The 19183-nt window shown below is 63.4% G+C and carries 15 protein-coding genes; 10 read left to right on the top strand and 5 right to left on the bottom strand.

Annotated elements, in window-relative coordinates; translation table 11 throughout:
• Positions 1-34: 34 nt before the first annotated feature.
• A complete protein-coding gene (locus CDQ91_RS11960) occupies positions 35-478 on the bottom strand; it encodes a hypothetical protein (protein WP_237245956.1) in 444 nt (147 codons plus the stop codon).
• A 122-nt stretch (positions 479-600) separates the two neighbouring features.
• Between CDQ91_RS11960 and CDQ91_RS11955 the strand changes: the two genes are divergently transcribed.
• From CDQ91_RS11955 to CDQ91_RS11925, 7 genes are all read left to right on the top strand, one after another.
• Positions 601-1194, top strand: coding sequence for a hypothetical protein (locus CDQ91_RS11955; RefSeq protein WP_088472976.1), 594 nt, complete (start codon positions 601-603; stop codon positions 1192-1194).
• A gap of 32 nt (positions 1195-1226) precedes the next feature.
• Positions 1227-1715, top strand: coding sequence for a hypothetical protein (locus tag CDQ91_RS11950; protein ID WP_144036765.1), 489 nt, complete (start codon positions 1227-1229; stop codon positions 1713-1715).
• Between the two features lie 175 nt (positions 1716-1890).
• Positions 1891-3537: an acetolactate synthase large subunit gene (locus tag CDQ91_RS11945; RefSeq protein ID WP_088472974.1), complete on the top strand. Its 1647-nt coding sequence runs from the start codon at positions 1891-1893 to the stop codon at positions 3535-3537.
• Positions 3538-3634: 97 nt separating this feature from the next.
• Positions 3635-3928 carry a GIY-YIG nuclease family protein gene (locus CDQ91_RS11940; protein WP_088472973.1) on the top strand — a complete coding sequence of 98 codons (294 nt, stop codon included), beginning with the start codon at positions 3635-3637 and terminating at the stop codon, positions 3926-3928.
• Between the two features lie 86 nt (positions 3929-4014).
• Complete coding sequence (locus tag CDQ91_RS11935) at positions 4015-5448, top strand: aldehyde dehydrogenase family protein (RefSeq protein WP_088472972.1); 1434 nt, start codon at positions 4015-4017, stop codon at positions 5446-5448.
• 147 nt (positions 5449-5595) lie between these two features.
• Positions 5596-6477 (top strand): UDP-2,3-diacylglucosamine diphosphatase, encoded by an 882-nt coding sequence (locus CDQ91_RS11930; RefSeq protein WP_088472971.1) that lies wholly within the window; start codon positions 5596-5598, stop codon positions 6475-6477.
• Entirely contained in the window at positions 6474-7526 is a 1053-nt protein-coding gene (locus CDQ91_RS11925) for a glycosyltransferase family 4 protein (protein ID WP_088472970.1), read from the top strand. The genes CDQ91_RS11930 and CDQ91_RS11925 overlap by 4 nt, the downstream gene beginning before the upstream one ends.
• Here the strand turns inward: CDQ91_RS11925 and CDQ91_RS11920 are convergent.
• Positions 7523-10051, bottom strand: coding sequence for a TonB-dependent receptor plug domain-containing protein (locus CDQ91_RS11920; RefSeq protein ID WP_088472969.1), 2529 nt, complete (start codon positions 10049-10051; stop codon positions 7523-7525). The two genes, CDQ91_RS11925 and CDQ91_RS11920, sit on opposite strands and share 4 nt — an antisense overlap.
• 196 nt (positions 10052-10247) lie before the next feature.
• Between CDQ91_RS11920 and guaA the strand changes: the two genes are divergently transcribed.
• Positions 10248-11834: a glutamine-hydrolyzing GMP synthase gene (gene guaA / locus CDQ91_RS11915; protein ID WP_088472968.1), complete on the top strand. Its 1587-nt coding sequence runs from the start codon at positions 10248-10250 to the stop codon at positions 11832-11834.
• A gap of 250 nt (positions 11835-12084) precedes the next feature.
• Here the strand turns inward: guaA and CDQ91_RS11910 are convergent, their stop codons facing one another.
• A complete protein-coding gene (locus CDQ91_RS11910; protein WP_088472967.1) occupies positions 12085-13257 on the bottom strand; it encodes a lipase family protein in 1173 nt (390 codons plus the stop codon).
• Positions 13258-13278: 21 nt separating this feature from the next.
• Positions 13279-16173, bottom strand: a complete 2895-nt coding sequence (locus tag CDQ91_RS11905) for a TonB-dependent receptor domain-containing protein (RefSeq protein WP_088472966.1) — start codon at positions 16171-16173, stop codon at positions 13279-13281.
• A gap of 300 nt (positions 16174-16473) precedes the next feature.
• On the opposite strand from CDQ91_RS11905, the gene CDQ91_RS11900 reads away from it, so the two are divergent.
• Together CDQ91_RS11900 and CDQ91_RS11895 are read left to right on the top strand one after the other, a co-directional pair.
• On the top strand, positions 16474-17043 hold the full coding sequence (locus CDQ91_RS11900) for a TetR/AcrR family transcriptional regulator (protein ID WP_088472965.1): 570 nt from the start codon (positions 16474-16476) through the stop codon (positions 17041-17043).
• A gap of 34 nt (positions 17044-17077) precedes the next feature.
• The gene (locus CDQ91_RS11895; protein WP_088472964.1) at positions 17078-18448 is read left to right on the top strand and encodes an amidohydrolase; all 1371 of its coding nucleotides are present in this window, start codon (positions 17078-17080) and stop codon (positions 18446-18448) included.
• Positions 18449-18503: 55 nt separating this feature from the next.
• On the opposite strand, the gene CDQ91_RS11890 is transcribed toward CDQ91_RS11895, so the two are convergent.
• The gene (locus tag CDQ91_RS11890; protein ID WP_419722565.1) at positions 18504-19019 is read right to left on the bottom strand and encodes an MFS transporter; all 516 of its coding nucleotides are present in this window, start codon (positions 19017-19019) and stop codon (positions 18504-18506) included.
• Positions 19020-19183 lie beyond the last annotated feature (164 nt).

Genomic DNA, 19183 nt, shown 5'->3' with positions numbered 1-19183 from the left:
TATTTCACGATAGTCCGGCCGGAGCCGCGCGTTCCTATTTCGTCTTGCCGGTCCAGGCTGCGGGGTCGAAGCCCTCGAGCGTATCGCCCTTGGCTCCAGCAGCAATCTCTTCGGCGGTCAGGAATTTGACCGCGACGCCGCCAGCCTTGGTGTTGCCCCAGCTAAGCGCCGTAACATGGCTGTCACCATATTTCGCGCCGATCACGGCATCGGCGCCCAGCTTTTCGCCGCGTTCCCAAATCTCGTCATAGATTTTCTTCTGCGACGGCTCCTTGCTGAAAATCGTCGCCTTGCGAACGCCCGCGGTGACCACGCCGACAATTTTATACGGCTTGTCAGTGATGTCATGGGGGAAGACGGGCACGCCCATTTCCTCATTGACCATGACGTGGGCGACGTCCTTTTTCTTCGCCAAAGTCGGCGTCGCAACCGCCATGGCTGCGATACCGACTGCTACCAATATCTTGATTCGCTTCATATTCTGCTCCCCCTTTAGACTGGCCCTAGTTCTTCGCCCGGCCGGGCAAGGTCAACAAAATTCTGTCTTGGCAATTTTACTTAATCATGGCTTACACCCAACGGGACTTTAGGGGGAATCTGATGGCGTTATTTCACGGTGCTGTAATTGCGGCTTTGCTGTCCGTAGCGGCGCAGCCTGCAGCCGCCGATACGGCCGAGCCGGCGGCGCCCGCCGAAACCAGCGTGATCGCACCGCCCGTCGTCGTCGCGAATGCAACCGAACGAGGCGTTCCGATGCTGCTCCTGAAGCGCGACACCCCCATTCACTTCATGGTGATATCCGAAGTGACGACGAAAACGCATATGGCCGGGCATCGCTTCAGGCTGCGCGTCGATAAGCCGGTTCTGGTCGATGGCATCACCGTCCTGCCCGTGGGCGCGATCGCATGGGGCGAAGTGATGCAGGCAAAATCGAGCGGCAATGTCGGAAAATCGGGATCGCTGGAGGCGCGGCTTGTCTATGTCGAGAATAATGGTTTCCGCATACCCGTCACCGGCAACAACAGCGCCAAGGGAGCCAGCGGCGGCGGCGAAACGGCGCTGGGCATACTTGCACTGGGGCCGCTGGGCCTGTTCGCAAAAGGCAATAATGCCAAGATCAAGGCCGGTGAGTTGATGACCGGCTTTGTCGAACAGGATACCGAAATCCCGCGCCCGCTGCCGACCGCACCGTGAGATCCTGTCGCGCCATCGCTGTGGCGATCGCGGTGGCCATCGGCTGCCCGGCAGGCGGCACCGAGCCCACCTCACCTCCTGCCGGACAGGCTGCTCCGGTCCGGATAGCCGCAGGCACATTGATCGACCTCGTTACCCGCGACAGCATTTCGACCAGGAAGAATGTAAAGGGCGACCTTCTCTATCTGAAGGTCGCGGCGCCGGTGGTTGCCGATAGTGTTACGGCGATCCCGGTCGGCACGATCGTGGTCGCCCAGCTGACGCGCGCCGACAAACGCGGCGCGTTCGGAAAATCGGGCAAGCTCGACGTCCAATTGCTCTATGCCGAACTGCCCGGCGGTCCCCTGCGCGTCAGCGGGATGCTCGAGGCACGGGGCAAACGCGGCGCCGACGATGGCCTCGCGACAGCAGCCCTATTCTGCATCCTGCCCTCTGTCGCCACGGGACGCAGCGCAGAAATCCCGGCGGGATCGGAAGTTTCGGGCCGCCTCGTCCGTGATCTGTGGATCGCCAAGCCCTGATCGCAACACGCTCCACGGCGCGAGTGACAACCCCTTTACCCCTCGTTACAACCTCTTCCGGGGCAGCAGGGACTCGCGACCGTATGACGGGACCGCTGTGCCGTCATTTGTGTCGAGGGTCGCCGGCACCGACTTGGGGCCGCATCATGTGGTGCGGGACGGAGGGGCGACACTTGTGAAAAAAGCATCCGACCTGTTTATCGATTGTCTGGAAGAAGAAGGCGTCGAATATATTTTCGGCGTCCCGGGCGAAGAAAATCTCGACTTTCTCGACAGTCTTTCGCGATCGAAAAAGATCAAGCTGATCCTGACACGGCATGAGCAGGGCGCGGGCTTCATGGCCGCCACTTACGGGCGCCATACCGGCAAGACCGGCGTCTGCCTCGCCACATTGGGCCCCGGCGCGACCAATTTCGTCACCGCGGCCGCCTATGCGCAATTGGGCGGCATGCCGATGATGATGATCACCGGCCAGAAACCGATCAAGAAATCGAAACAGGGCCGCTTCCAGATCCTCGACGTCGTCGCGATGATGGGGCCGATCACCAAATATACCCACCAGATGGCATCGTCGGACAATATCCCGAGCCGCGTGCGCGAGGCCTTTCGCCTTGCCGAAGAGGAAAAGCCCGGCGCGGTGCATATCGAGCTGCCCGAGGATATCGCCGACGAGCATACCGACAGTCTGCCGATCAAGCGCAGCCTGTCGCGCCGCCCGACCGCCGATGTGAAGTCGATCCGCGAGGCGGTGAAGGCGCTCGAGGAAGCGACCTCGCCCGTCCTCGTCATCGGCGCGGGCGCGAACCGCACGATGACCAGCCGCATGCTGCTGCAATTCATCGAAAAGACCGGTATTCCCTTCCTCACCACCCAGCTTGGCAAGGGCGTGATCGACGAGCGCCATCCGAAATTCCTCGGTTGCGCCGCGCTGTCGTCGGGCGATTTCGTCCACCGCGCGGTCGAGGCGTCGGACTGCATCGTCAACCTCGGCCATGACGTGATCGAAAAGCCGCCCTTCTTCATGAAGCAGGGCGGCCCGACGGTCATCCACGTCTCGACCAAGACCGCCGAGGTCGATCCCGTCTATTTCCCCGGCATCGAAGTGATCGGCGATATCGCCAATGCGATCTGGCAGATGAAGGAGGATATCGTCCCCAACGGCGGGTGGAAGTTCGACCATCTGCTCGCCTATCGTCAGGGCGAGGTCGCGCACACCGCGCCGCTGGCCGAAGACGCCCGCTTCCCGATCTTCCCGCCGCATCTGGTGCAGCAGGTTCGCGACTCGATGCCCGACGACGGGATCATCTGCCTCGATAACGGCGTCTATAAAATATGGTTCGCGCGCGGTTACACCGCCTATCGCCCCAATACCGTGCTGCTCGACAACGCGCTGGCGACGATGGGCGCGGGGCTGCCGAGTGCGATGATGTCGGCGATGCTCTATCCGAAGCGCAAGGTCATGGCGATCTGCGGCGACGGCGGCTTCATGATGAACAGTCAGGAAATGGAGACCGCGGTTCGGCTGGGGCTCAACATGACCGTGCTGATCCTCAACGACAACAGCTATGGCATGATCCGCTGGAAACAGGCGAATATGGGTTTCAAGGATTGGGGGCTGACCTATGGCAACCCCGATTTCGTCAAATATGCCGAAGCCTATGGCGCCCACGGCCACCGCGTCGAAAGCGCCGCGCATCTGAAGGAACTTCTCGCCCACACGCGCGATACGCCGGGGGTGCATCTGATCGACTGCCCGGTCGATTATTCGGAGAATGACCAGATTTTGAACATCGACATCAAGAAGCTGTCGAAGGAATTGTAAGATCGAGCTTGGCCGTCGCTGGGTCCCCGCTTTCGCGGGGATGACATGAGAGCGCTAATTTCTGTCATCCCCGCGAAAGCGGGGACCCAGGGGCATCATGGAACAGACCTATCACGTCTATATTCTCGCGAGCGGACGCAACGGAACGATCTACATTGGCGTGACGGGCAACCTATCTCAGAGAATCTGGCAGCATCGGAACGGAGAGGGCTCCAAGTTTGCTGCGAAATACGACGTTCATCGCTTGGTGCACGCCGAAGCCTTTGCCGACGTGAATGAAGCGATCGCGCGGGAGAAGGCGATGAAAAAGTGGCGGCGGGATTGGAAACTGGAACTGATCGAACGCGATAATCCGCAGTGGCTCGATCTTTATGAGCATCTCAACGGCTGAATATGTCGCCCCTGGGTCCCCGCTTTCGCGGGGATGACAAAGTGGGGAGCCGGGGTGACAGCGTTGAAGAATGTTGGAGAAGCAGAATGAAACTCAAGGACGTCTATCCGCTCTATCTCAACAACAAGGCGGTGCAGCCGAACACCGACCTTGCGGTCACCGACAAATATACTGGCGAGGTCGCGTTTCGCACCGCGCTCGCGACCCCCGATGTAATCGACGAAGCGATCGCCGGGGCGGTGCGCGCCGCCGAGCCGATGGCGCGGCTGGCGAGCTATGAGAAGCAGGACGTCCTCAATCACTGCGTCGGGCGGTTTCGCGAACGCTTCGACGAGCTGGCCTATGCGCTGTGCGTCGAGGCGGGCAAGCCGATCAATGACGCCGAGGGGGAGGTCGGGCGCCTGATCGACACCTTCCGCATCGCCGCCGAGGAAGCGACGCGCAACTATGGCGAGGTCCAGCCGCTCGACGTTTCGGCACGCGCCAAGGGCTATATGGGAATGTGGAAGCGCGTGCCGATCGGGCCGTGCAGCTTCATCTCGCCGTTCAACTTCCCGCTCAACCTCGCCGCGCACAAGATCGCGCCGGCGATCGCAATCGGTTGCCCCTTCGTGATGAAGCCCGCCTCGCTTACGCCATTGGGCGCGATCATCATGGGTGAGGTGCTCGCCGAATGCGACATCCTGCCCGAGGGGGCGTTCAGCATATTGCCCGCGACGCGCGCGGGCGCCGACCTGTTCACCACCGACGAGCGGCTGAAATTGCTGAGCTTCACCGGCTCGCCGGGTGTCGGCTGGGATTTGAAGGCGAAGGCGGGCAAGAAGAAGGTCGTGCTCGAACTCGGCGGCAATGCCGCGGTGGTCGTCGACAAGGACGCCGACCTCGACCATGCGCTCGCGCGCATCATCTTCGGCGCGTTCTATCAGTCGGGCCAGTCGTGCATCGGGGTCCAGCGGATCATCATCCACGCCGATATTTACGACAAATTCCGCGACATGCTGGTCGCCAAGACCAGGACGCTGGTTGCGGGCGACCCCAAGCAGCGCGACACCTTCATCGGTCCGATGATCTCCGAAAAGGAAGCCACGCGGCTCGACAACTGGATTCAGGCCGCGGTCGCGGGCGGCGCGAAGCTGCTCGTCGGCGGCAAGCGCGACGGCGCGATGCTCCAGGCAACCTTGCTGGAGAATGTCGACCGCAGCGCCGACGCCTATCGCGAGGAAGCCTTTGGCCCGCTCGCGATCCTGTCCAGCTTCACCGACTGGGACGCCGCGCTCGCCGAGGTCAACGACAGCAAGTTCGGGCTGCAGGCCGGGCTGTTCACGCGCGACATCCACAAGGTGCTGGAGGCGTGGGATCATCTTGATGTCGGGGGCGTCGTCGTCAACGACGTGTCCTCCTATCGCGTCGATAATATGCCCTATGGCGGGGTCAAGGACAGCGGGTTGGGCCGCGAAGGAATCCGCTTTGCGATGGAGGATATGAGCGAGATCCGGAATCTGGTGATCCGGCGGATCTGATCCCCCTCCCGCCTGCGGGAGGGGATGAAGGCCGTCGTCACACAACCGCCGCCAAAGCGTCTTCAAACTGACGCCACTTCGAATCTCAGGCTGTAACAAATCTCCTGTCTAGGCCGAGGGCAGCTAAGGCTGCTTTCGGAGTGTGACATGGCAACGATTTCGACCCTGCCCATCCCCGCCCGCTTTCCCGACCCCTTCACCACCGACCCGCATGTCCCCGAACGACTGATCGGCGAACGGCGCAGTTATCGCACGGTGTGGGTCAGCGACATTCACCTTGGCACCCGCGGTTGCAACGCCGCGATGCTGATCGACTTTTTCGACCATGTCGATTGCGAGACGCTCTATCTCGTCGGCGACATCATCGACGGCTGGCGCCTCAAGAAGCGCCATTTCTGGCCGCCCGAGCATAATGACGTCGTCTGGCGCGTGCTCAAGCGCGCCAAGCGCGGCACGCGCGTTGTCTATGTCCCCGGCAACCATGACGAGATGTGCAAGCCGTTCGACGGCTTCGATTTCGGCGGGGTCGAAATCCGCCGCGAGGCGATCCACGAGACCGCCGACGGCCGCAAATTGCTGGTCGTTCATGGCGACGAATTCGACGCGGTGATGCTGGCGCACCGCTGGCTCGCCTTCGTCGGCGACGCCGCCTACACCGCGCTGATGAAATGCAATGTGGTGGTGAACCGCATCCGCAGCGCGTTCGGCCTGCCTTACTGGTCGCTGTCGATGGTCGCCAAGCATAAGGTCAAAAACGCCGTCCAGTTCATCGGCCGCTATGAGGAAGTGGTGGCCCACGCCGCACGCTCTCGCGGGGTCGATGGCGTGGTGTGCGGCCATATCCACAGCGCCGAGATGCGCGAGATCGAGGGCACCGAATATTATAACGACGGCGACTGGGTCGAAGGTTGCACCGCGCTGGTCGAACATCATGACGGGACGATGGAGATATTGCACTGGGCCGAAGAGGTCGCGGCGCGCGTCGTGCCCGCCACGCTCCAGCTGCCAGCCCCGGCGCGCGCAGCATGAGGATCCTTATCGTCAGCGACGCCTGGGAGCCGCAGGTCAATGGCGTCGTCCGCACCTTGCAGGCAACAATCGCCGAATTGCGCGCCGCAGGGCATGAAGTCGGAGTTGTCTCGCCCGACCTGTTCCGTTCGATCCCCTGCCCCTCCTATCCCGAAATCCGCCTCGCCTTCGCCGGCTGGCGCAAGGTCGGGCGGTATATTCGCGCCTTTGCCCCGCAGGCGATCCATATCTCGACCGAGGGCCCGCTCGGGCTCGCGGCGCGGCGCTGGTGCGTGAAGAATGATTTCCCCTTCACCACCGCCTATCACACCCGCTTTCCCGAATATGTCGCGGCGCGGCTGCCGCTGTCGCCCGCCTTTGTCTGGCGCTTTATCCGCTGGTTCCACCGCCCGGCGCAGCACATCATGGTCGCGACCCGCAGCCTCGCGCGCGAGCTTGCCGAACAGGGTCTGGGCCAGACGATGATGTGGGAGCGCGGAGTGGATCATGACCTGTTCCGCGCCGACCGCGCACCGCATCCGCACTTCGCGAAACTGCCGCGCCCGATCCAGCTCTATGTCGGCCGCGTCGCGGTCGAGAAGAATATCGGTGCGTTTTTGGGCAGCCACAGCCCGGGAACGAAGGTGGTCATCGGCGACGGCCCTGCGCTAGCCGAGTTGAAGGCGCGACACCCCGAAACCGTCTTCCTGGGCAAATTGTCGGGCGAAACGCTCGCCGCCGCATATGCCGGCGCCGATGTCTTCGTCTTCCCCAGCCGCACCGACACGTTCGGGCTGGTCGTCATCGAGGCGCTAAGCTGTGGCACCCCGGTCGCGGCCTTTCCGGTTCCGGGGCCCGCCGACATCATCCGCGACGGCGCAGGGGCGCTCGACGAGGATCTCGATGCGGCGATTGCGGCGGCGCTGGCGTGCAAGCGCAGCGATGCCGCCGCGCTCGGCACCCGCTATAGCTGGCCCGCCTGCACCGCGCAGTTTCTGAAAGCGTTGACCTTCATCCCCGCCGACCCGTCATCCGAAGCGGCCGTCGCCGCTCGGCGCCTCGCGGCCTAGAAGGACTTGCGCCACTCCAACTCGACATAGCGGCCCAAGGGGTCGGTATAGCCGGGCTGGTAATTGAGCGGCACCCGGCCGCTGCCGTCGGTGATCTTGCGCTGCGCATCGAAGAGATTGTCGATCGACAGGCGCAAGCGCGATCCCTTCAGGAAGGGCGCAGCCTCGATCAGCTTCGGCTTCTGGTTGAAGTCCATGAAGAAGCGCAGGTTGAAGGTCGCGAGATCGCCGAAATCGAGGTCACCATTGGCGCCGCCGACAACGCGGCTGCCGCTGTCATATTTGGCACTCAGCCGCGCCCCCATCCCCTGATAGAAGAGCCCGCCGTCGAGTTCGGCGAGATGACGGTTGCTGCCGCCGCCATTGCCGGTCGCCGACCCGTTCAAAAGGTCGAGTTCGGGCACGCCGGGACCGATCAGCACTTTGTCGGTGAGCTTGACCGTGTGATAAAGCGACACCTGCCAGCGCCCACCCTGTTGCGGACCACCCATCATGCCGCCGGGGCCACCCGGACCACCACGACCGCCACGAAACCCGCCGCCGGGACCACCACCAGGGCCGCCACGCCGCCGCTCGCCCGCAGCGGCCGGGGGACGTTCGCCCTCCGCCGCGGGAGGCGCGCCTTCGCCAGCACCGCCGGGCGGCGGAGTCACGCCTTCGCCGCCGCGCGCACCGCGCCGTTCGCCATCGGGACGACCGCGACCGCGTGCGCTGCCGGCCTCGGCTTCCTTCTGGCCAAAGCTTTTGCCGAAATTAAAGCCCCAGCGGATTTGAGAGTTGGTCGCGCGGTCAAAATTGACCGGCCGCTGGTCGAGTGCGAGCAAAGTTCCGTCAGGCGCCCGCGTCACGCGGTCAGGGAAAGCCGCCTCGATCGCATCGGTCAGCAGCGGGAAGCTGTTCGCCGTGTCGTAACTTTGGTTGCGGTTATAATCGATCGAGAAGCGCAGCCCCTCGAGCATCGGCACGTCCCAGTTGAGCCCAACCTTCAGATCGCGCCGCTGTTCGGCGCGCAGAAAGGGGTTGCCACCGGTGACCGTCGTGATCTGGACCGTCTGACCGGTCTTGAGGTCATAATAGGTGACGCCGTCGGTCTCCAGCGGCGCCGCGCCAAGCTGGGTCATGCTGGGCGCCGCTTCGTCATTCTTGTAACTGGCGATCAACGACAGATTGTCGGTGACGCCCCAGTTGAGCGTCGTGCCCCAGCTTTTCAGCGCCGAAAAATCGCTCGGCCGTTCGGCCTGCGCATTCAGGGTCAGCGATACGCGGCCGAAATTGCCAACTTCATATTCGGGATCGAACAGCGGGATGGTGAGCGACCCGAAGACGCTGGGGGTATCGCGCGACAATTGGGTCACGGCCCCCTGCGCCTCGCTGTCAAAGCGCAGCCCGCTATAACCGCCGGTGATTGACGCGCGGATCGGCCCGGCCCAGCCTTCCATGACGCTGCCCGAAATATTGGCATTGGCGCCAAAACTCTGCTGGCTGCTGTCGAAACGGTCGCGGGTAATCCCGTCCCCGCTATCGGTGAAGGTCCGCGTGTCGGCATCGGCATAATTGCCCGTCGTCGACCAGCGCCAGTCGCCGAGCATCCCGTTGACACTCGCCGACGTCGTCAAATTCTGCGCACGACTGTCACGGCGACGCGGATTGCTGGGGTCTTCGAGGGTGGGGCCGAGCAGACTCAAACTGTCGGTCTGGTCGAAACGCACGCTCAGCGACGCCTCGGTCACCTTGTCGATGTTGCGGACGATCGTGCCGTCGATGACATATTCGTCGGTCGCCGAAAGCAGGCTGCGCGCGATGGCTTCGTCGGCGCGGCCCGGATCGGAGCTATAGTCGATGTCGCGGCCGCTTTCGCGGAGCAGACCCTTATGTTCCCAACCGGCGTTGACGTTGATACGACCGTTCTGGCCGATCGCCACAAAGGCTGGTTCCAACTCGCTCTGGAAACGGCCGCCCTGCGTCGGCATCCCGGCTTCGCCTTCGACCGAAATCTGCCGGAAATTGGGCTTGAGCACGAAATTGACGACGCGTTCGGTCGCGGCATAGCCATATTGCAGCGCGACTTCCTCGGGGAAAACTTCAACCTTCGCGATCGCCTCGGGCGGCAGGTTGCGAATCGCGCCAAAGCCCGAAATGCGGCGTCCATTGACCAGCATCACCGGACGGCCGCCGCCACGACCGCGGCCCGAACGCGTCTGCGGTTCGAGCGCGTCGAGCAACTCCTCGATCGACGAGGCGCCATAGCTGGCGATCGCCGCTTCATCGAGTTCGACCTCGGCCGAGATATTGGTGTCGAGCTGTCCCGCCAGGCGCGGCGCGGTGACGACGATTTCTTCGCCGTCGATCTCGTCATAATCGTCATCTTGGCTGGGCGCGGCCGGCGCACTATCTGACGGCTGGTCGGCGGCTGCGGCCGAAACGGCGAGCGCGACGGTGCCGGCTTCGTTGGCCGCCAGCACCGGCGTCGCCGCCATGGCGGTCGCGGCAAGCAGAACGGCCCGGATCGAGAGAGTCCTATTCATTGGGAGAGGCGCCTTCTTCTATTCTTGTTATCGCTGTTTCTTACGGTCGGCCGGCTGAACCCGTCCTGACATTTGATTTGGCCCGCGGTTCATCTAGTCGCGATTTGTCGCAACAATATGGCAGGGCGAGCGAAGTTCGACCGGCAGTGGCCATCGACCGCTGGACAGCATGGGCGCATGCCCTTATCGGCCAGCCATGCCGACTCCAGACACGTCCTTCGCCCCTGAATCCATCCTGATCGTCGATTTCGGCAGTCAGGTGACCCAGCTTATCGCCCGCCGCGTCCGCGAGGCCGGCGTCTATAGCGAGATCGTCCCGTTCAACGCGGCCGAGGCCGCGCTCGAGCGGATGCAGCCCAAGGGCGTGATCCTGTCGGGGTCGCCCGCATCGGTTCCCGCCGATGGCAGCCCGCGCGCACCGCAGTCGATCTTCGACAGCGGCCTGCCGATCCTCGGCATCTGCTACGGTCAGCAGGTGATGAGCCAACAGCTGGGCGGCCAGGTCGAACCCGGTGGCAAGGACGGCGAGCGCGACGGCGAATTCGGCCGCGCCTTTCTGACCGTCACCGAGCCCTGCGTCCTGTTCGACGGCCTGTGGGAAGTCGGCGAGCGCCATCAGGTGTGGATGAGCCACGGCGACAAGGTCACCGAATTTGCCCCCGGCTTCCGCATCGTCGCCGTCAGCGATGGCGCGCCCTTCGCGCTGATCGCCGACGATGAGCGTCGCTATTATGGCACCCAGTTCCATCCCGAGGTCGTCCATACCCCCGACGGCGCGAAGCTGATCGCCAATTTCGTCCGCCATGTCTGCGGCTGTTCGGGCGACTGGACGATGGCCGAATTCCGCGCCAGCAAGATCGCCGACATCCGCGCGCAGGTCGGCGACAAGCGCGTGCTGTGCGGCCTGTCGGGAGGCGTCGACAGCGCGGTCGCCGCGGTGCTGATCCACGAAGCGATCGGCGAGCAGCTGACCTGTGTGTTCGTCGACCATGGACTGCTGCGCCTCAACGAACGCGAGCAGGTCGAGCGCCTGTTCCGCGACCATTATAATATCCCGCTGGTCGTCGTCGACGCCGAGGAACGCTTCATGGCGGGCCTCGCCGGGGTCATCGACCCCGAAAAGAAGCGCAAGTTCATCGGCGGCGAATTCATCAATGTGTTCGACGAGGAAGCGCAGAAGCTCGGCGGCGCCGACTTCCTTGCGCAGGGCACCCTCTATCCCGACGTCATCGAAAGCGTGTCCTTCACTGGGGGACCGAGCGTGACGATCAAGAGCCATCATAATGTCGGCGGCCTGCCCGCGCGCATGAAGATGGCGCTCGTCGAACCGCTTCGCGAATTGTTCAAGGACGAGGTCCGCCTGCTCGGCAAGGAATTGGGTCTTCCCGACATTTTCGTCGGTCGCCACCCCTTCCCCGGCCCCGGCCTCGCAATCCGTATCCCCGGCGAGGTGACCAAGCCCGCGTGCGACACGCTGCGCAAGGCCGACGCCATTTACCTCGAAGAGATCCGCAACGCCGGGCTCTATGATGCGATCTGGCAGGCTTTCGCGGTGCTGCTACCCGTCAAGACCGTCGGCGTAATGGGCGACCATCGCACCTATGACAATGTCTGCGCGCTGCGCGCCGTCACCTCGACCGACGGAATGACCGCCGACATTTATCCGTTCGATGCGAGCTTCCTAAGCCGCTGTTCGACGCGGATCATCAACGAGGTTCAAGGGATCAACCGGGTGGTGTATGACTATACGTCAAAACCGCCCGGAACCATTGAGTGGGAATGATTCCGGCCATGCCAAAGGCTGCGAATTTTCATCAAGGTTTAGCCCCAACTAACTGATAAATTTATTTTGTTGTCGAAGACATTCGACCACAATCGGTGGGCAGCCTTCCCATCTGTCGGCCGTGCAGACGGGATCGGCCGCGCGATGCGGCGCCCAATATTCGAGCGCGAACTATTGTCGGCTCCACCGGGAGCAAGGGCGGCTTGCAGGACCCTGCTGAGCCGCCCGAAATCCTCCACATAGCAACAGGTCAGGCCGCGCAAGTCGTGGCAATCGCTTCGCCTGCCATGACGCGACGCGCGAAAAGCCGGGAGTCGGCGAAGGAGCGGTTGACCGTCCCCGAATGATCGAGGCCCGGATAGACATGCGCCTCGATCGTCGATCCGGCGGCGCAGGCGGCGTCCACCAGCGCCTTCTGCATCGACGCGGGCGTGTCGACATCCTGCGCCCCCGACCCGATGAACACCGGGGTGCGAATGTTGAGCGTGGGGTAGCCGGCGTGGGTCAGCATCGGCGCATAATGGCGCCAGAAGTCGGTCTTGAACGTGTTGGCCCGCGTCAGTCCAGCCTCGACGACCGCGCCGAACATGTCGACGACGCAGGTGTCGGCAGCGCGCTCGAACAGCGGCATGGCGCGATCGGTCAACACTGCGGCCGGGTCATATTTCGGATCGATCTGCTGCGCCGCCGAGGCGATGTAGAGCAGATAGGCGATGAGCCGATCGACCTTTTCATCATCGCCCGCCGCCCCGGCCGGGACCGCCGCGAGATTGGGGATACCGGTCGCCACCGTGCCGCGAATGTCGAGGCCGGGGGCATAGTCCGGCGCATAGCCGGCGGTGGCGAAGGCCGCGCCCGCACCCTGCGACTGGCCGACGAGCAGCACGGTGCCCGCGATACCGAACCGACCGCCCTGCACCGCGCGGATCGCGTCGAGCGTCGAGTAAGCCGCGGCACGGCTGTTCAGATAGGGATGCGGGCCGGGCGCGCCGAGCCCCTGATAATCGGTCGCGACGATCGCATAGCCTTCGCCAAGCCAGTGATCGAGATAGGTACGATCGCGCGCCGAACGCGCGTTGCGTGACGGTGCGCAATCATCGCCGATACCCACAGTGCCGTGCGCCCACGCGATGAGCGGCCAGCCGCCCTTCGGCGGCGTACCCTTGGGGATGAACAGCGCCCCCGTCACCGGGACCGTTCCGCTGCCCGCAACGCCGTCGGTCGACGTGTAACGGATCGCGAAAGCCTGCGCCGCTCCCTCCAGGCCGAACCCGGCCGCCAGCGGCTGGCTGTCAATCAGCACTCCTGCGGCGCCCGACACGCCTTGCGCTGCGGGCGCGGACGTCTGCGCCGCCAGCGACAGCGGCGCCGCCGCAAGACCGAGCGCCACACACGCCACGACAGATCGTATCAGTATCGACATAAATCTCTCCCTCGCCTGTTCTCAGAAGCGGGCCGTGGCGGCCAGATAGAAGGTGCGGCCGAGCACATCGTATGTGCCGGCATCGGTCTGGCCGAGAACCCCACTGACCACCGGCGGCGTCTTGTCGAACAAATTGTTCACCCCGAACCGCACGCTGAACCGCTCGACCGGATCGACGCGCAGCGAAAGGTCGAAATAGTCATGGGCTTTGACGCCTGGGGTCGTGCTCGCGGCATTGGTGACCATCGATGCATCGATCATCGCGCCAACATGACGCCAGCGCAGCAGGGCGTTGAAGCGATCGGTGCCATAGGTGAACGAGGTCGTCGAACGCCAGCGCGGCAGCGTCGTCCCCGAACCGATCGTGCGCGCGAAATCCTGGAACGGTGCGCCCGGCAGGTTCTGGATTTCGAACTTGTCGAGATAGTTGATCACCGACGAAATGCCGAAGCGTCCCGATCCATCGCCGATGCCGACATCGGCGAGGCGCACCGTCCAGTCGAGCTGAACGTCAACGCCCGCGGTGCGATAGCCACCCAGGTTGAGGAAGGGCTGCAGCGCGTTGGTGATACCGCCCGACGCCGCATCGCGGCCGATCAGCGCGCAATAGAAATTCGCCGCGTCATAGCCCGCATTGCTGCCGTCGGCGTTGAAGCATTTGTTGAGCGACACCGAGACCGGGATCGTCGCGATCGCATCGTCGATCGCGATATTATAATAGTCGACCGACGCGCGGAAACCCGAAAGCCAGGGCGAAGACGCGCGCGGCGCCAGCACGGCACCGATCGTATAGGTATCGGCCGTTTCGGGCTTGAGATTCTGGTTGCCGGACAGGAAGGCCGCGACCTGCGCGACATTGTTGACATAGACGTCGGCGATCCCCGCCGGCATTCCCTGCGCAATGCAGATGTCGCGAACCTTCGCTCCATTAGCCCCGGTGCGGAAGCCACTGCGGATGTCGCACGGATCGCCGGCGCCGTTGGCGATCAGCCCGATCGTCGGATAGAGTCCGGTGGTGGCCGTGTAGAGTTCGCCAACGTTGGGGGCGCGGATCGCGCGCTGATAACCGCCGCGCAGGCGCAGCCCTTCCACCACCGTCCAGTCGACATCGACCTTGTAGGTCGAGACACCCCCGCTCTGCTTGTAATCGGAATAGCGGTAGGCGAAATCGAGCGTCAGATTCTGGATCGCAAACATGTCGTGCAACACGGGGACGAGCAGCTCGGCATAGACTTCCTTCGCGCTCGTTGAACCGGCGGTCGGCGAAGTTTTCGCGATCGCGACGACATTGCCGGTGATCTGCTGCGGATCGGGTTCGAAGCTGAAGGTGTTGCGGCGGTAGCCCGCCCCGGCGGCGAAGCGCAATTCGCCCGCGGGAAGCTGGGCGAGTCCTCCCTGGATATTGAGTTCGACGACATCCTGCCGCGTTTCGGTGCGATTGCGCGTCGTCCCGCTGATATAAGCGACACATTCGGCCGAATTTGTCGCGCTGAAGGGATTATAGCCCCCGGCACAGATCGAAGCGCCGCCATCGGCCGCCGACACAAGCTGCTGAACCTTGTCGGTGAAGACCGAACCGAAAGAGATGTCGTCGACAACGCTCTTGCCGGTCGACCCGTAAAGTTCCCAGGTCACGCCGCTGTCGCCGAATTTGCCCGATGCGCCGCCCAATATCTGCCAGGTCGTCGCTTCATGATCGACGCTGCGGGGGCCGACCTCGCTGTAACGCTTGGTCACAACCACTGGTCCTGCAGGGTTGGCACGCGCACCGAGCAGCGGCCGCAGCGCGCTCGGGATGAACGGATTCGCTACCGGAACGCGCATCGTCCACAGGCCGGCATTGGGCGCCGCGTCCTGGATCGTCGTCGACGTATAATCGGTATAAAGCCCCTGAACGAACAGCTTCAAATTGTCCGACGCCTCGAAGGTCGCACGGCCAAAGGTCGAGATGCGTTCGATCGGAATCTGCGAATAGGTGGTGCCGGGCACCTGCAGCAAAGCCGTGCCCGTGTTGTTCACAAAGGGAATATTGTCACGATAGTTGAAAACGCCGCGTCCGGTCGAAAAGAGCGTGCCGTCGGGATTGACGCCGATCGACGTGCTGTTGAGAACGGTCCCCGGAGCGAAACCATAGGCCGCAAAGGCGGCATCGACCGCGGCCTGGTTCGGCGCGTTGGCGCCCGGCGTGAATAGGCCGAGCGGGATGGTGCCCGACACACCGCGATTCTCGCGGAAGAAGGAACGGGCATTGATGCCGATCGCGTCACGGTCGGTATAGGACGCACCCACCGTCACCTGCCCGCGCCCGTCGGCGAAACGCGTTCCGGCACCGACCGACACTTCGCGTATGCCGCCGTCGCCGCGGCTGGTGAGCGTATTCTGTCCGCTGATCTCGACGCCGTCGATCTGTCGCAGCTTGAAGTTGACGACGCCCGAGATGGCGTCGGACCCGTAAACGGCCGAAGCGCCGCCGCTGATGATCTCTGTCCCGCCGATCAGGATCGTCGGCAGCGTGTTGATGTCGATGACCTGACTCGCGTTCGAAGGCTGCAGACGGCGACCATCGAGCAAGACGAGATTGCGCTGCGCGCCGAGACCACGCAGATTGAGCGTCGCCTGACCGGTCGCATTCAGATCGTTCGAAAAAGCGGTCGAATCGGGCGTGAATTGCGGAAGCTGGTTGAGCGCGCCCTCTAGCGTGACACTGCCGGTCGCGGACACCGCATCACTGCCCAGCGTGACGATGGGGCTCGAAGCGCTGAAATCACGGCGCGCAATGCGCGACCCGGTGACGACGATCTCGCTCGTTGCCGAGGCGCCCTCGCCCGCTGACTCGTCCTGCGCAAAAGCCGGCGCGCTCGCCAGCGAGAGCAGCGACGCCGACATCACCAGCATCCGTTTGATATTGTCCGACATTCCGAAAAACCCCTTCCCTGTTTATCCTGTCGCGACGACCATCGCGGTCGCCGATCCGGATGTTTGTCACCATCTATCGCCGCCGCGAACAGTTTCGATGCAGTTATGCATCGAAACGATCTTTGACGCAGGATGGACGTCAGTGTCAATCCTCACGTCGGCACGATGCGATGACGACCCCGAACGGAAACTCTTGACGCATCACAGCATTTCGATGCAAACTTGCATCGAAATTATTTTGTCGTCGATCAATGGGATTGCATGAGGCATGAAATCTCATGAGCGAGGGAGTGCGCCGCATTGGACGATGAAAAGAATATGGCGGTCGGACGACCGCGGCAGTCCGATCTCGACGAGCGGATCAAGCACAGCGCGGTCGTCATATTGGGTGAACAGGGCTTTGCAGGACTCTCGGTCAATCGCATCTGCGCGCACGCCGGAATCCCGCGCCCGACCTTTTATCGCCGCTGGCCTTCGGCGATCGCCGCACTGGTCGATGCCTTCAACGACCGGTTCGACGACGCGCTGCTTGCCGACACCGGTGATGCGAAGGCCGATGTGCTCGATTTCGCGGTTCGCGTCCGCAACCGCTACGACGACCCGGTCGTCAGCACTTGCCTGCCCGCCATCTATGAGGCGCACAGAATCGCGCCCGCTTTGATTACGCCGATCCGCGACGCACAGCGCGCACGGCGAAAGACCAATGTCACCGTGCTTTCACGCGCTTTGGCCGCGCAGGGCTTCCAGCCGATGCTCGGGCCGTTCGAGATTCTCTTCGTCCTGACCTCGGCGATCGACCAAGGCTATCTTGCCGGCCGCCCCGTCGCCGACGATTTCCTCGAGCGCCTTGTGACGACGCTGCTGCGCTGACCGCCCCATTTTCAATCCCGACGGAGTATTCACCATGCGCCAGATATTGCTGACCCTGACCGCCGTTCCACTGCTCGCCTGCGCCGCCCCGGCTTTGGCCCAGAATGTAGCCACCCAGTCGGCGGCCCATCCGGGCTTCGATGTCGTCGCCGCGCGCACGCGGATCGACACCTCCCTCAATCAGCAATATCCGCACCTCGACGCGCTCTACAAGGATCTCCACGCCAACCCCGAGGTCGGCTATCAGGAACATCGCACCGCGGCGCGGCTCGCGGCCGAAATGCGCAAGCTAGGCTTCACGGTAACCGAAAAGGTCGGCAAGACCGGGGTGGTCGCGATCTTCAAAAATGGCGAAGGCCCGACCATCCTCGTCCGAACCGAGATGGACGCGCTGCCGATGGAGGAAAAAACCGGCCTGCCTTATGCCAGCCGCGCGCAGCAGACCGTCGACGGCAAGCTCACCTATGTCACGCACAGTTGCGGGCACGACAGCCATATGGCGTGGTGGGTTGGCGCGGCGGCGGCGCTGGTCGCGATGAAGGACCAGTGGCACGGCACGCTGATGTTCATCGGCCAGCCGTCTGAAGAATCGGTGAGCGGCGCCGAAGCGATGATCGCCGACGGCCTGTTCACCCGCTGGCCCAAACCCGATGCCGGCTTCGCCGCGCATGTCGCCCCGTTGCCCGCCGGCACGGTGGTCGTGAAGGACGGCGTGGTCAGCTCCGCCTCCGACGCGATCCACATCACTTTCCACGGCGTCGGGGCGCACGGATCGATGCCCGACAAGAGCATCGATCCGGTGATGATGGGCAGCCGCTTCGTCACGGATGTCCAGTCGGTGATCAGCCGCGAAAAAGACCCCAAGGCGTTCGGCGTCATCACCGTCGGCAGCTTCGTCGCGGGGACAGTCAACAACATCATCCCCGACCATGCCGACCTGAAGCTGACGCTGCGGTCGCACGACGATGCCACACGCAAACTGCTCATCGACGGCGTTCAGCGCACGGCGCGGAGTGTCGCAGACATGGCCCGCGCGCCGGCGCCCACGATCGAGCGTCCCGGCGGAACCAGTGCGGTCTACAATGATTCCTCGCTGTCGGCGCGCTCGGCCGCGGTGCTGACCGCAGCCTTTGGCAAGGCGGTCGCCTTCGTACCCGCCAGCGAAGCCGGCGGCACCGCGAGCGAGGATTTTTCGGAATTTATCAACGCCGGTGTCCCTTCGGTCTTCTTCGCGATCGGGGGCCAGGACCCCGCGATGGCCGCGCAATACAAGGCCGAGGGCAAGGCGATGCCCGTCAACCACTCCCCTTTCTTCGCACCCGTCCCCGAACCGACGATCAAGCGCGGCGCCGCCACGCTCGCCCTGTCGGTCCTGATGGCGATGAGCGACGGGCAAAAAAAATAGCCGGTCGCCGTGGAGCCGCTTCCATTGGCCGTTTGCTGACTGTCGGCTTTCGGCCTCAATCGGGTGAATAGCGGCTCTTCGCCCGTTTGTTCCACCAGCTAATCCCGGCAGACGCAAAGGCAGCAATCGCGGCAACACCAAAAGCGGATGAGAAAGCGATTTCGACGGCCGCCTCTGAAAGCAAGATCGAAGCTGCCAGAGCGCCCGTCACCTGTCCTGCAAGCCGTGCGGTTCCCTGCACCCCTCCAGCCGAAGCGGCGCGGTCTGCGGGCGCAGCGAGAAACATGGTGCGGTTGTTCGGAGTCTGGAAAAGTCCGAATCCGATCCCGCAGAAAATGACACCAACGACATGCACCGACGCACCCGAGCCGGACGGGACCGCCGCCAATGTTGCGAGACCACACGCCAGAACGAAAGCCCCCACGGCGCAGAGCCGTGCCGGGTGAACGCGATTCAGGAGACGCGAGGTCATCGGCGTCGTCAGAAGCACGGCGAGCGGCCAGGGCGTCATCATCAAGGCCGTGCCCCGGGCCGATAGTCCGAGCCGCTCGTGCAAGGCGAACGGTAGCATCAGCAACGCCAAGCCCAGTGCGGTAAAGCAAAAAACCTGATCTGCCCCCTTCTGAGTGGTCCAAAATTGATGATATTTTGGATTACGAAGGAGATTATGAATGCCGAGCAAGAAGCATCGCCCGGAAGAGATTATTGGCAAGCTGCGTGAAGCGGAGGTTGTGC

The sequence above is a fragment of the Sphingopyxis witflariensis genome, assembly GCF_002205635.1.
In the GTDB taxonomy this organism is placed as follows: domain Bacteria; phylum Pseudomonadota; class Alphaproteobacteria; order Sphingomonadales; family Sphingomonadaceae; genus Sphingopyxis; species Sphingopyxis witflariensis.
This window is presented reverse-complemented; position numbering and strand designations above follow the sequence as displayed.

Bases quoted from the DNA above. Each gene is read 5' to 3' on its own strand.
- CDQ91_RS11925 (WP_088472970.1), top strand. From the start codon at position 6,474: ATGAGGATCCTTATCGTCAGCGACGCCTGGGAGCCGCAGGTCAATGGC.
- CDQ91_RS11920 (WP_088472969.1), bottom strand. From the start codon at position 10,051: ATGAATAGGACTCTCTCGATCCGGGCCGTTCTGCTTGCCGCGACCGCC.
- CDQ91_RS11930 (WP_088472971.1), top strand. From the start codon at position 5,596: ATGGCAACGATTTCGACCCTGCCCATCCCCGCCCGCTTTCCCGACCCC.
- CDQ91_RS11935 (WP_088472972.1), top strand. From the start codon at position 4,015: ATGAAACTCAAGGACGTCTATCCGCTCTATCTCAACAACAAGGCGGTG.
- CDQ91_RS11890 (WP_419722565.1), bottom strand. From the start codon at position 19,019: ATGCTACCGTTCGCCTTGCACGAGCGGCTCGGACTATCGGCCCGGGGC.
- CDQ91_RS11910 (WP_088472967.1), bottom strand. From the start codon at position 13,257: ATGTCGATACTGATACGATCTGTCGTGGCGTGTGTGGCGCTCGGTCTT.
- CDQ91_RS11895 (WP_088472964.1), top strand. From the start codon at position 17,078: ATGCGCCAGATATTGCTGACCCTGACCGCCGTTCCACTGCTCGCCTGC.
- CDQ91_RS11940 (WP_088472973.1), top strand. From the start codon at position 3,635: ATGGAACAGACCTATCACGTCTATATTCTCGCGAGCGGACGCAACGGA.
- guaA (WP_088472968.1), top strand. From the start codon at position 10,248: ATGCCGACTCCAGACACGTCCTTCGCCCCTGAATCCATCCTGATCGTC.
- CDQ91_RS11955 (WP_088472976.1), top strand. From the start codon at position 601: ATGGCGTTATTTCACGGTGCTGTAATTGCGGCTTTGCTGTCCGTAGCG.
- CDQ91_RS11960 (WP_237245956.1), bottom strand. From the start codon at position 478: ATGAAGCGAATCAAGATATTGGTAGCAGTCGGTATCGCAGCCATGGCG.
- CDQ91_RS11905 (WP_088472966.1), bottom strand. From the start codon at position 16,173: ATGTCGGACAATATCAAACGGATGCTGGTGATGTCGGCGTCGCTGCTC.